Origin of the sequence: Brucella grignonensis (assembly GCF_002252505.1) — a bacterium.
In the GTDB taxonomy this organism is placed as follows: domain Bacteria; phylum Pseudomonadota; class Alphaproteobacteria; order Rhizobiales; family Rhizobiaceae; genus Brucella; species Brucella grignonensis.
Window position 1 is genome coordinate 48,663 of the sequence record NZ_NNRL01000159.1, and the last position, 12,357, is coordinate 61,019.

Genomic DNA, 12,357 nt, shown 5'->3' on the forward strand with positions numbered 1-12,357 from the left:
CAGTATTGCGCATTCGCAGTCGTTCTCTTGCCCCTATGGCAAGCAACCATCTTGCCTCGATTACAGCGACAATGTCTGCGACGGTTACGCGGCAAAGTGCGTCAAAAAAGACGCGCAGTGCTTCGATTCTTACACATGCTTTCCGGGTGGGTTCGTTTGTAAAGACAAGCTCGACAGCGCGATATCGGAATACGACAGTTTAGTTTCCAAACACAATAATTTGGTGGATGAAGCTAATAGATATCGTAGGTGCATTCTTAACGCTTCGACGCTTGACGATGCTCAGAGTTGTCGTTTTTAACAGTCAGATGCGAAGCGCCCGTAAAAACGGCAACCGTCAGACATGTGTGGCTTGCCCTTGGGTGCGATTACAACGATCAGCAGGCAGACGAGAAAGACCGCACCTGACTTCATCGCGAAGTCATGTTCTTTCCTGCGTAGTGCCGAAATGGTCATCAGAGCAGCAATAACCATTGGAAAGAATGCAAATATGGCGAGCAGTGTTAAGAGAAACAATCAATTCTTCCTTGTCTCTGGTAAGTTCAACGCATCGCCGGTTGCAGATTCTACCTGATTAAGAAGACCACGAACATAGAAAAGGTTTTGGAAAGGCAGCAATTGACGCATTTTCCTCAAGTCTGATTTGGTCGTATCGCCCGCGAACATCGATCCTGTGAATTGGAATATGTCAGATACGGCGTCTGGCGTCGGGCCAAGGAACGCACCGACAACGTTTCGCGACTGGTAACGGCTCATTTGCTCGCCCGTCAGCGCTGAAAGTCCTATTCTGCCCCGCGTTGCCTTTTCGGCCACATTATTAACTTCCATGAACCAGCCAGCGAGGCCAGACCAGTCAAAGGCGTTCGTCGCCCATACTGCTGGATCGTCGGATATTTCTTTGCCAGCAACGGCCTGTTTCGCTGCATAGGTCATTGCTCCAAGCGATAAAGCAGTCACAGCACCAGCTAATGTTTCTGCGTCCCGTTGCTGTAGGGCAGAAAGCGCAATTCGCTGCATGGCTGACACGTTAAAGCTCTTGAACTGTCCGACCGTCTTCCCAAGTTCTGTGCTCATCCAGAGCGGTTTATCTTGTCCAGGCGTCACGATAATACGATCAACGTCACGAACAACGGCAGAACGAAATGCCTCTCGTGCAAGCCTGTCATCCCACGCACCAGCTTTTGCCAGCAGTACGCCGGTTTGTGTCTCGCCATGCTTCGCGAACTGTTGGGTGATGCGCTGCGCCAAATCTGCATTGATGCCTGCGGCTGCAAGCTTCCGGATTTCTTTCGGGCTTGCCCCGCCCTTCGCCACCTTTTCAGCAGCGCGCAAAAGATTGGTCATTACGATCATGCCGCTGAATTGCTTCATTGAAGCGTTCCAAGGAGCCATCAAAGAGACAACGCCAAAGCGAGTGCCCGCTGATTTAATGGCACGCTCGAATTTACTACCTCGTCCGAAGTCATCACCGATCTCAGCCAACGACATAGCGCGACTGTCGAGTATCATATCAAGCGCAGTTCCTGCGGCTTTCACTTCCGCACCTGCCAGCTTCACTGCCTTCATGTTTGAAATGAGAGGCGCGAACCCGTCGCGGAATGTCGAGGTAAGGCCATGCTTCAGAACAATACCAGCCATATCAGGGAAAGCAGAAAGCGTCATGCCGCCGAGCAAGCGCAAGTAATTGAGATTGCGCGCCACGCGACCCGCACGAAGTACAATGCCATCAGGATTCGATGGCAATGCAAACTGGCCCCGAAGCCGGTCACGCATAGCCTCAATATCACGCACCGCTCCCTTGCGAGCGCGATCAAGGCGCGCACGTTCTTTTGCCTTGGCTTCGGTGGATGCTGCCTTACCGTCTTTATCAAGCATCCGATCAACCGCGGCTATCTTCCGGGGCGCCTCATCGTTGATCTTGGCAATTTGCTCTGACATATCGACAGAGCCGAATTTCTTGGCAAGCTCAACATCAGCAGACATGGTGCGCGTTTGTGCGTGAAGCACTTCCTCAATGTCTGTATTGAGAAACTCCTGTATCTTCTTACTTTCGATACGCAAAAGGCGCTCTTTCAGCGGGCCGCGTGGACCGGATACAATGCTGTCGTAAGGAATGCGACCGTCTACGTTGCCAAGAATCGTATTAATCGTTTCCTCAACCAGTTCGCTGACTTCCTGATCAGATAGGCGCGAAAATTCTTCCGCCTTCTTTGCCACTGCGTCTGCTTTAGCATCAGCTTTTCTGGCAACACTCTCAGCATCACCGATCCTTGCGGACGCATCGCGCTTCGTAATAAAATAATCATGCAGGATGCGGCCAAAGTCAGAACGATAAGCGGCGATCTTATCCTTGTTGTACATGCGGAAAAGGTGCGAAATGTCGCCAGCTGCTGTCACATCTTCGGATAGAATTCGCGCTTCAATGGCGGCATTTTTGAAAGCGTCATCGAGTTTTCTTTGTATCTGAGCCGCTTCGGCTACTTCAGGAATTGCGTGTGTGTCGCCACTGTATGCCGCGCGCCCGACCTCTTCCTTGAACTGCTTGAACGTCAGTTTGTCGCCGCCAGTGATGCGCTGCATTTCAGAACGCATCGGAGCAATACGACGCTGCCAGCCGGTCGGGTCTGGCGTGCTGTGGAAGTATTTCGCATAAGCTATGTCGATCTGCTGCAATGTGTCAGCGAGTGGAGCTTGCCACATCTTCATGCGGGTTTCGACTGATCCGCCAATTTCAGTAGCTACACCTTGCGCATTTTCGGCGTATTCCAATGGCGTTTCTGCCAATTGGCGAACCGTGTTGCGCGTTTCATCAAAATCGGACAACTGCGAACGAATAAGCGGATCCTGAGAACGAACGCCCCAAATCTTATTGATAAGCTCTTCATCCTTGAGATGCGTCGGGCCTTTAGCAACTGCTGCTGCACCTGCGGACTGAGCGCCGCCACCCGTGCCAAACACTGCCGCGTCAGCCTCATCAAAACCCCTGCCCTGCTCCTCAATCTTGCGTGTGAGTGCCGAAGCCTCAACGATCGACAGATAACGGCCTGCCAGCGTGCCAAGCGCGCCACCGAGTAGAATTGACCCACCGATGTTAAACGCGGTTTCCTCGCCTGTTCTGGTCTGTTGTGTAAGCTGCAAACCTGTTTCGGACACTGCCGCATCGACGCCCGCGCCCGCACTTACACGAACAGCTGTGCCAAGCGCTGTGCGCCCTGCGCCGACAACGCCACCACCAACAGAGAAAACCGTAGGAAGATCGAACACGCCAGCGGCAAGCGATGCAATGGTGCCGTTGATTCCCGCTGCATCCAGTGTCCGCCTGTCTTCTTCTTCGCGCTTGATTTGAACCTTGAGCGCGTCCGCTGCCTTTCGATTAAAGACGCCACCGAAACGCTCGACGTGCTGCGCAAAGTCTGGGTCGTCTTTCACATAGTCGATGGAGTTGAAGCCTTGTTCGACTTCATAAGGATCCTGAACGCCACGCGAAGACAGATATGAACCGACTATGTTTTCCGTGCGAAATGCTGCGCTCCATGTCTCGCCAAGACTCGGATCATCCGGCTGCCCGACGGGTGCGATGTTCGTCAGTTCTTTCACACGAACAGTGGGTTCATAGAACGGCATTACATTCCCCCCGGCGTGAGCAATCCGCTTTGCTGTGCATTCTGGAACAACTGTGAGCGTTGGTTCTGCAAGTTACCCTGAACAGTTGGGCTTGGCGTCGACGGGACAGGTGCTGACGGTGCCTGTGCGGGGACTGGTGCAGCCTGCTGTGCTTCCGGGTTATCCCACGCACTGCCAGCACCCATAGGGATTTCGCCGCCTGCGAGGAAGTCTGCCAAGCCCTGCCCTGTCTGCTGATACACTTCCGCGCGGCCTAAGCGATCCTGTTGCTGACGGCGTGCACCACTTACTACGGCCTGCGGGTCTGGTCGCCACTGCTTGCCGTAAAGCGTCTGCAAGTTGCCGTTCTCGTCCTTATAGAGCACGGTGTAACCGGGGAGCTGATTGGATTTCGCCTCTGCGCCAGTTTCAGGAGTGGCAACCAACACAATACGGCTCAAAGCTGTGTCACGGATCATGTTGCGATAGTCTGACAAGCCGCTTTCATCGCGGATATCGACAGTGCGTCCGTCAACAGTGCCTACGAAACCTGAACCTGACTTCTTAGGATTCAGTAGCGGATCGTCAGGAAAGGCCTCCGCAAGATCGGTGATAAGTTGGTCTTTCGCGTAAGCGTATGGATCACTTTCACCAGGCATCCCCGGCCAATATTTCTCAGGCGGGTATTTCATGATGGTTTTCGAGCCGCCAATATCTGATGTGCCGTAAAGGCGCTTCATTTCCTGTTCTGCGCGAGACTTGGCCAGATCGGTGTTGCCGCTTGTGAGATAGAATTGTTCTTCCGCGATTGCGAGGTAATCCGCTGCGATTCCTGCCGCCTGCCCTTCGGTGAAGCCGACATTCGGATTTGATCTCCAGCCCATGAAGCTGTCATCAAACATTGCTCCGATGTCAGCGCCTTCGAGCTGCTTGCGGAATTCTTTCGCTGCTGGCTCAAGCGCTTTTCGGTCACGAACCTTATTCGGGTCATTTTGCTCAGCAATGCGGCGCGCTGCGTCCGATGGATCGAGATTGAGCGTATTCACATAATAATCGAAGTCGTCAACCTTGCGCTGAATAGCATCGCCACCTTCGCGCCGACCAAGTGCAGCCGGATTGATTTGAGCAAAGCGTGAAGCTGCCTGCATTGCCGCTTGCACCTTTGATGCCACCTGACTATCGGCGCCAGCCCTGATATTGTTGAGTACGGACTGCGGTAGCGTTCCGGTTTGGCGCACCAGTTCTTCATTCGCGGACTGTTGCTGGTCTGCCGGAACCGATCTTGCTATCACGTCACCAACAGCATCTACACGCTTACGGCCATCGCTCGAATAGGGATCGACTGTTAACGAGCCATTCTGAAATGCCGCAACTGCCTCGCCAATGGCAATCTGATCACCCTGACGCGAGCGCAGCGCAGAGATTAGCGTGGCCTTGTCACTATCATTCATGCCACTCGATAGGATTTGCTCAGAACTTGAAACCTCACCAGTCTGGATACCAAGCTGCAAAGCTCCTTTCTGGGAATTATAGGCTGCGGTCTGCTGAGCTTCGATTGCGGTCTGTCCACGTTGCGCTGCTGCTTGTGTCTGATCATAAAGAGAGAGGCGCTGCGAAAGCGAAAGATTTGCATAGCGCGGGTCCATTGAACGCGGATCAAATGCTGGAGCGTTGCCACTGATCTGTGCAGCGCCACGAATAATGTTCGCTTCTTCCATACGGCGCTTGCGGTTCACGCCTCCATTGTCGCCTGACCGGGCATCAACAGCAGTTGCGATAGCGTGGACGTCACCAGAACGAGCAGCCTGTGCCACATTATCCGGCAATGATCCGTAGTTATAGGCCACCGATACTAGTGCAGCCTGCACATTCGGTGCGAGATTATTCCAAGATTGTACGCCAACCTTGGCAGCGGCTCCTTGTTCAAATTCTTTTGTTCGTCGGGCCAAGTCGCGCTCAGCATCTGCGCGGCTTACCTTCGTGCCTTGCTCGACCTTCACCTTTCGACCATCTGCCGTGGTGATAGTATCTGATCCGTATCCGACGTGGTGAGCATTTACGTCCCAGTAAGGCGTATCTCGGAATCCTTCGAACTTGCGGAGCAGCGACATTGCGTCACCACCACGCGAAGTTTTCACCGCACCAGTTACGCCAAGGCGTTCCGCTGCGCTGCCGGCCGATACCGGATTAGCCTCAGCATCACGGATTTCACGCTCACCGATAGTGAGTGCAAACATTTCATCCGTCTTTTTGCGAAGCGTTTCCTTTTCTGCTGGGGACAGACCAGATGCATCAATCGTACGGTATGCATCCTGCTTGGCTGCATCAAACATCGCTGGATCGTTGAAGACCTGATTTTGCAAGGTCTGCTGACGTTCTGTGATGCCGGTGCGATACCAGGTATTACGCTGATCGACTTCTGTAGCCGCACCCTTGTCGATCCACTGATTGCGAGCAGTAGCCACCAACTCCTGAAAGCGTGGCTGCAAAGAAGCCGGGACAGTCTTTAGAAATTCCTCGGAACGCTTCGTGTAGATGCCCGAAACAGTATCTGTGAAGCCTTTGCCAGACGGATCGATCTTTTGCTGTGACTGTCCAAATTCGAGAGCGTTATCATCCTGCCAGCGCTGGAACGACTGATTGGCTGCGAACTCATCGGCCTGCCGCTGCATTTCCAAACGGCGATTTGCCAAGGCGTTCTGCTGTTCAGCAGCATTGCCAATGGCACCGCCAAGCTGTGCAATGCCCTGACCAATGCTGTTACCTACCTTGTCCATATTAGGTTAGTATTCATCACTGGCCTATAAGGGAGGCGTATGAGAAACCTGATATTACTTGGAATTGCCGCACTAGCATTAAACCCGGCCGTCACGCTTGCTGCCACGGATGCGGAAATAGTGACTGAAATGGCAACCAAGTGCTGGAAACTCCCCCAAGGCATTGATTATCAAAGGGCCTCCGCGACATTTGAAGTCACTTACAACTCAGATGGTGAGTTATTGCGTGTTGTTACAGTCGACTATCAGCCTGTGCGCAAAGCTGGCGAAGAATTTGCTATCAGCGCCCAACAGGCATTGATGGAATGCGCAAGCAAGACTGCCGTTAAATCGAGAACCATTCGCGTTGTCATGAGGTTTACAGCCACTCAATCAAACGGGCCGTTGATAATGAAAAGGCCTCTTCGTTAAACTTCTCCGCTGAAGTCCCAAACCTCGACGCTTACAAGCCATGAATTGCGCATCGAAGCCAGCAGCAGTTGGTTACGCTTGGTTGCCCCTGCGACTGACTTTTGTTTTCAATTTAATCCTTCTTCTCCGGCAAGTTTCGTAACCTTGCCGGGCGGTGTCAGCGGTTCAGGAACAGGAACGCTGGTGAGCAGCTGATCGGCGCCCGAATAAATGTCGCCCTGCACCTGTGCCGTCAGCCGTTCAGCATCGCGCGCGCGAATATCACGTAGCGTGTCCTCTGCAAGACTTTCATCCAGACCAAGCTCGCAAAGCGCTTCCTTTCCAAAAAGAAGCGCAGATTCAAATGTTTCGCGCAGTTCGAAATCCACGCCCGCTTTCAACAATTCGATAGAATGTGTGCGATCATAAGACCGCACCATGATCTTTGCCGCCGGAAAATGCGATTTGACCAGCTCCACGATCCGATTGGCTGTCTTGCGGTCATCCACGCAGATCATGATGACTTCCGCCTCGTCAGCGCCTGAATGATGCAGGATGTCGAGACGTGATCCATCGCCATAGAATATCTTGAAACCGAACCGTCCGGCTTCGCGAATACGATTGGGATCGGCTTCGATAATCGAAACATCCGATCTCTGGGCAAGGAGCAATTGCGCCGCAATTTGTCCGAAGCGCCCGAAACCGATCATCAACACCCGGCCTTTGAGATTATGAGCGGATTCAACGCCTTCGAGAGACGGTGCTTCCTCGCGCAAAAGCCGGGAACCCAAAAGCAGCACGAATGGTGTTACAGCCATCGATAGAATGATGACGGTCGAAAACAGCGCATTGTCACGTGCTGAAAGCAACCCGTTACCGAATGCCGACGTATAGAGCACGAAGGCGAACTCTCCGCCCTGCGCGAAGAGCAACGTTCGTTGGAGCGCCGAATGATGGTTGGAGCCGAAAATACGGGCGACGACATAGATGCCGATTGCCTTTGTAATCACATAGGCAATAAGGAAGATGAGAACCGAGGGCCAGTCCGAAGCAACTACGCCAAGATCGAGCGACATGCCGACAGCCAGAAAGAACAGCCCCATCAGGAGCCCCTTGAACGGCTCGATATCACTCTCGATCTGATGCCGGTAACTGGAACCGGACAGCATTACCCCGGCGAGAAAGGCCCCCATCGCCATGGAAAGGCCGCTCGCTTCCATCAGCAAAGCTGCCCCGAGCACGACAATCAGGGCGCCGGCCGTCAGGACCTCGCGTGCTCTCGCACGGGCAAGCAAGGAGAAGAAGGGATCAAGCAGCCAGCGCCCGACAGCAATCAGCAGCAAAATAGCGCCAATGGCTGTCGCGATGCCCAAGATTCCGCCGGATTCATGCTGAGAAGGTGAAAGAAAGGCAACGAGCGCCAGCAGCGGCACGATCATCAGGTCTTCGAGCAGGAGGATCGAGACTGCCTTCTGGCCATCGGGCGTGGCGATTTCACCTCGCTCCTGCAGTATCGACATAATGACGGCAGTGGACGAGAGCACGAAGCCAGCTCCCGCGATCAAGGCCGTTACCGGAGATAGGCCTAGAAGAACCCCCGTCCCCGTCAGCAAGGCGATACAGCCGAGAACCTGCGCAAGACCGAGACCGAATATCTGATGCCGCATTGTCCAGAGCTTGCCGGGGCGCATTTCAAGTCCGATAACGAACAGGAACATGACCACGCCAAGTTCAGAAAAATGCAGGATCGTTGCGGGGTCGGTAAAGAACCCGAAAACCGAAGGCCCGACCAGAGCGCCAGCAGCAAAATATCCCAGCACTGAACCAAGGCCGAGCTTCCGAAACAGCGGCACCGCCATAACGCCAGCGGCGAGCAGAACCACAGCGGGCCCGAGTGTCTGTCCAAGTCCTTCAGTCGCCATGAGGTCTCCGCCGCGATCCGTCTATTTTGATTTACTAATATAACAGGTCAATAAAAACTGAACAATTAATACATCTTCGTCAACCGATTTCGAACCCATTCATACTGTAGAGACCTAGCCTATTCGTGCCCACATTTCATACAGTTAGACAGAACTGAATGGGTGTGAGCCTTATCGTCCAAGTGGAAACTCCGGTGGTCAATCTCAAAAGGGTAACGCACTTCTATTCCGCGATGTCCGTGTGACTTTGGCGATGTCGTTACGATACACGGAAACAAGATCGCCTGTTACAGACCCGTAAGCTGTGACTTTGCAACGGTCTTGACGACCCAGTCGGCAAAGACACGAAGGCGGTTGCTGAGGTGGCGGTTGGGTGGATAGACCAGATAGATCGGCATCGGTTCGATTTCCCACTCCTGTAGGACAGGGCGTAACGTGCCGTTTTCGATGTCGTCCCTTACCATGAACAAAGGTGCCTGCACCACGCCGAGCCCTGCGCGCGCGGCGGCGAGATAGGTAGTTGATTCATTGGCCGCCACCACATAGCGCCCGTTGACCTCGATTTCCTCCGTCCCTTTTTTGAAACGGAACGGCATTTGCTGGCCGGTCGATGGCCGGAAATAACCGACAACTTTGCAATCTTTACCGAGGTCGGCGGGATGGTTGGGCGTAACGCCGCGGTCGAGATATTCGGCGGAAGCACAGGCGATGAAATGCATGTCGCCAATGCGCCGCGCAATCAGCGACTGGTCAGCCAGCTCGCCAATGCGGATGGCGCAATCGACGTTCTCCGCCACATAATCGACAGGCCGGTCCGATACGCCAAGATCGATCTGGATATCGGGATAACGCTGATGAAACTCGATCAGCGCCGGAATGATGATGAGATTGGCGACCGCGCTCGCCATTTCCACGCGCAGGCGACCTTTGGGCAAGGTCTGGGCGCTCGACAGGCTGCCGTCAAGTTCCGCAAGATCGGCCAGCAATCGTGCAGCGCGCTCATAGTAAAGTGCGCCATCCGGTGTTACGAGAACACGGCGGGTCGTACGATTGAGGAGTTTTGTACGAAGATGGGCTTCCAATCCCTGGATAAGATTGCTGATCGTTGCCTTGGGCATATTGAGGGAGGCGGAGGCGCGCGTGAAGTTCCCGGTTTCAACAACCCGGAGAAAAGCGCGCATGGCCGAGAGCTGGTCCATTATCAAAAATCCGTCATTGTTCGAGATTCTGGACAGTGTAACCAATTATAGGGGACTATTCCAGCCTATAGACAATGCTAATATCTAACCATGGCGGTTTGCCGCTATACATGAAGGCCACGAAAGATGTGCGAGAAGTTTACGGTTGAGACATTGCAGGTTCATGGGCAAGCCCATGGGCAGGCGGGTACCACCAACTGCACGGCGCGCATTTATAAGGGCGCCAAGTTGCTCTCTCCGCCGCCTGTGGTGTTGCACCTTCACGGCGGTGCTTTCTCGGTCAACTGCCTTGGTGACTGCGAGCGCGTTGCCGAAACACTTGCCGAGGCAGGTGCGGTGGTCGTGTCGCCAGAATATTCGTCGGCCTGTCTCAACCCGTTCCCGGCGGCGCTTGAGATAGCCTACTCCATTTTGTCTTCGATGCGCGCACGTTGCCCTGAACTAGCGCACAAGAAGTCGATGCTGTTCGTCGCCGGTGAAGAGGCGGGCGGTAATATTGCTGCCGGCGTAGCCCTCATGGCGCGCGATCAATATCTGACCGAGCTCAAGGGTCAGATACTGCTTTCGCCCATGCTCGACCCCTGCCTCGCCACGGCGTCTTTCCGCAAGTATTGCCCGGAAAGCGCCGTCCAGACGATGTCGGATGGCTGGCAGCATTATCTGGGCGAGTGTGCGGGTTTCACCCACCCCTACGCCGCGCCTGCCCTGTGTACGCGTCTTGCTGGTCTGGCACCCACCTTGCTTGTCACCAGCGCCCAGTGCCCGATGCGCGATGAAACGCAGGCCTATGCCGAGCGTCTCCGTCAGGCGGGCGTGAAGGTACAATCGCATGTCCTGCCCGGAAAAGCCGGCTGGATAGCCGAAAACAAGGTGGCGAGCACCGACTGGTCGCCACAGGAACATAAACTTATCGACCTGTTTTCCGATTTCTTCCGGCAGGCAGGAGCAAAGCCAATCGCAGCATAACATCAGTTTTAAAGTCCTCCCAAGCTTTGATCTGGTGCTCACATTGAAGCCGGCCCCCACCGGTTAGAGCGAAGCTCTAACCTCCTTTATTGAAAGCATAATCTGACCGATCCTCGTTCCACTCCGGTCGGATTATGCTCCAGGAGATACAACAATGACATCGATCACAGCCCGCCGGGCCCTATGGGGCGCCGGCCTGAGTATCCTATTGTCTGCAGCTGGCGGCGGCGCCATTCTTTTTGGCGCGCCTCACCTCAAAGCCGATGCTGCAACCGATATTTCCGCTCCACCGCCTGCCGTGCCGGTTTCGGTCGCCAAGGCAGAATCGCGACGCATCGTGAGCTGGGAAGAGTTTTCCGGCCGTCTGGAAGCGATTGACCGGGTAGAAATTCGCCCACGCGTCGGCGGCGCCATCCTGAAAGCCCATTTCCGCGAAGGCGCTCTGGTGAAACAGGGTGACCTGCTCGTCACCATCGATCCCGAGCCCTATGCGGCAGCGGTCGAAAAGGCAAAAGCGCAGGTTTCCGCTGAAGAAGCCCGCGTCGCACTGGCCAAGACCGAACTGGAACGCGGGCGCCAGCTCGTGACCACCCGTACGATCGCCCAAAGCGGCCTCGACCAGCGCTCCAGCGCCTATGACGAGACGCAGGCGACCTTACGTTCCGCCAAGGCAGCCCTGCGTTCCGCCGAGCTCGATCTTCAATATACCGAAGTGCGCGCACCGATTTCCGGTCGCGTCGGGCGGCTGGAAGTCACGGCAGGCAATCTCGTTGCGGCAAGTTCCGCCTCGCCGGTCCTGACCACGCTTGTTTCGGTCGATCCGATCTATGCAAGCTTCAGCGCCAATGAGGAAGTCGTCACCAAGGCACTGGCCAAGCTTGCAGCCTCGCCTGGCGGAAACGCCATCGAGCGCATTCCTGTCCAGATCGGCACTGCTTCCGATGAAGGCACCCCGATTTCCGGCCATATCCAGCTCATCAACAATGAAGTCGATGCCACAACCGGCACAATTCGGGTTCGTGCGGCAATCGACAATCCGGACGGAAGACTCATTCCGGGCCAGTTTGTCCGCATTCGTTTCGGTGAGCCGGAACCGGATGAAAAACTGGTGGTGAGCGACCGGGCGATTTCTTCCGATCAGGACAAGAAGTTCGTCTTTGTAGTCGGCGCGGATAACAAGGTTGAATACCGGCAGGTGGTTCTCGGTCGCAATTATGATGGCCTGCGCATTATCGAAAGCGGACTGAAGCCCGGCGAGAATATCGTCGTGAACGGCCTGCAGCGCATTCGTCCGGGCGTAGTCGTCGTACCGCAACCGGTAACCGAAACACTTGCCCAGAACTAGAGCGGTTCCAGTTTGAACGGAATCGTGGAACCGCTCTATCTCTTTGCTTTTACGCATTTACCTCACGCAAAACTGCTTCGCACTTTTGCTGGAAATGCTCATTGAAACAGTGCGCGCCTGAAGCGCGCATAAACGCAAACACTCAGCCTAAATAA

Annotated in this window: 8 protein-coding genes; 3 read left to right on the plus strand and 5 right to left on the minus strand. The window is 54.6% G+C overall.

Going from position 1 to position 12,357, the window contains the following annotated elements; genetic code table 11:
- Positions 1–297: 297 nt before the first annotated feature.
- From CEV33_RS11015 to CEV33_RS11025, 3 genes are read right to left on the minus strand one after another with little or no spacing between them, the layout of a single operon-like run.
- Entirely contained in the window at positions 298–516 is a 219-nt protein-coding gene (locus CEV33_RS11015; RefSeq protein WP_094540535.1) for a hypothetical protein, read from the minus strand.
- Positions 517–3,624, minus strand: coding sequence for a hypothetical protein (locus CEV33_RS24440; protein WP_235818397.1), 3,108 nt, complete (start codon positions 3,622–3,624; stop codon positions 517–519).
- A complete protein-coding gene (locus tag CEV33_RS11025; RefSeq protein ID WP_094540536.1) occupies positions 3,624–6,380 on the minus strand; it encodes a lysozyme in 2,757 nt (918 codons plus the stop codon). Before CEV33_RS11025 ends, CEV33_RS24440 begins: the two co-directional genes overlap by 1 nt.
- Positions 6,381–6,419: 39 nt before the next feature.
- Between CEV33_RS11025 and CEV33_RS11030 the strand changes: the two genes are divergently transcribed.
- The gene (locus CEV33_RS11030; protein WP_094540537.1) at positions 6,420–6,791 is read left to right on the plus strand and encodes a hypothetical protein; all 372 of its coding nucleotides are present in this window, start codon (positions 6,420–6,422) and stop codon (positions 6,789–6,791) included.
- Positions 6,792–6,898: 107 nt separating this feature from the next.
- Here the strand turns inward: CEV33_RS11030 and CEV33_RS11035 are convergent, their stop codons facing one another.
- Both CEV33_RS11035 and CEV33_RS11040 read right to left on the minus strand, forming a co-directional pair.
- A complete protein-coding gene (locus tag CEV33_RS11035; protein WP_094540538.1) occupies positions 6,899–8,692 on the minus strand; it encodes a monovalent cation:proton antiporter-2 (CPA2) family protein in 1,794 nt (597 codons plus the stop codon).
- 287 nt (positions 8,693–8,979) lie between these two features.
- Positions 8,980–9,891: a LysR family transcriptional regulator gene (locus CEV33_RS11040; RefSeq protein WP_094540539.1), complete on the minus strand. Its 912-nt coding sequence runs from the start codon at positions 9,889–9,891 to the stop codon at positions 8,980–8,982.
- Positions 9,892–10,017: 126 nt separating this feature from the next.
- Here CEV33_RS11040 and CEV33_RS11045 point away from each other — a divergent pair, with 126 nt between their 5' ends.
- Both CEV33_RS11045 and CEV33_RS11050 read left to right on the plus strand, forming a co-directional pair.
- Positions 10,018–10,857, plus strand: a complete 840-nt coding sequence (locus CEV33_RS11045) for an alpha/beta hydrolase (RefSeq protein WP_094540540.1) — start codon at positions 10,018–10,020, stop codon at positions 10,855–10,857.
- Between the two features lie 154 nt (positions 10,858–11,011).
- Positions 11,012–12,202, plus strand: coding sequence for an efflux RND transporter periplasmic adaptor subunit (locus CEV33_RS11050; RefSeq protein ID WP_094540541.1), 1,191 nt, complete (start codon positions 11,012–11,014; stop codon positions 12,200–12,202).
- Positions 12,203–12,357: the final 155 nt, after the last annotated feature.

Bases quoted from the DNA above. Each gene is read 5' to 3' on its own strand.
- CEV33_RS24440 (WP_235818397.1), bottom strand. From the start codon at position 3,624: ATGCCGTTCTATGAACCCACTGTTCGTGTGAAAGAACTGACGAACATC.
- CEV33_RS11025 (WP_094540536.1), bottom strand. From the start codon at position 6,380: ATGGACAAGGTAGGTAACAGCATTGGTCAGGGCATTGCACAGCTTGGC.
- CEV33_RS11030 (WP_094540537.1), top strand. From the start codon at position 6,420: ATGAGAAACCTGATATTACTTGGAATTGCCGCACTAGCATTAAACCCG.
- CEV33_RS11035 (WP_094540538.1), bottom strand. From the start codon at position 8,692: ATGGCGACTGAAGGACTTGGACAGACACTCGGGCCCGCTGTGGTTCTG.
- CEV33_RS11040 (WP_094540539.1), bottom strand. From the start codon at position 9,891: ATGGACCAGCTCTCGGCCATGCGCGCTTTTCTCCGGGTTGTTGAAACC.
- CEV33_RS11045 (WP_094540540.1), top strand. From the start codon at position 10,018: ATGTGCGAGAAGTTTACGGTTGAGACATTGCAGGTTCATGGGCAAGCC.
- CEV33_RS11050 (WP_094540541.1), top strand. From the start codon at position 11,012: ATGACATCGATCACAGCCCGCCGGGCCCTATGGGGCGCCGGCCTGAGT.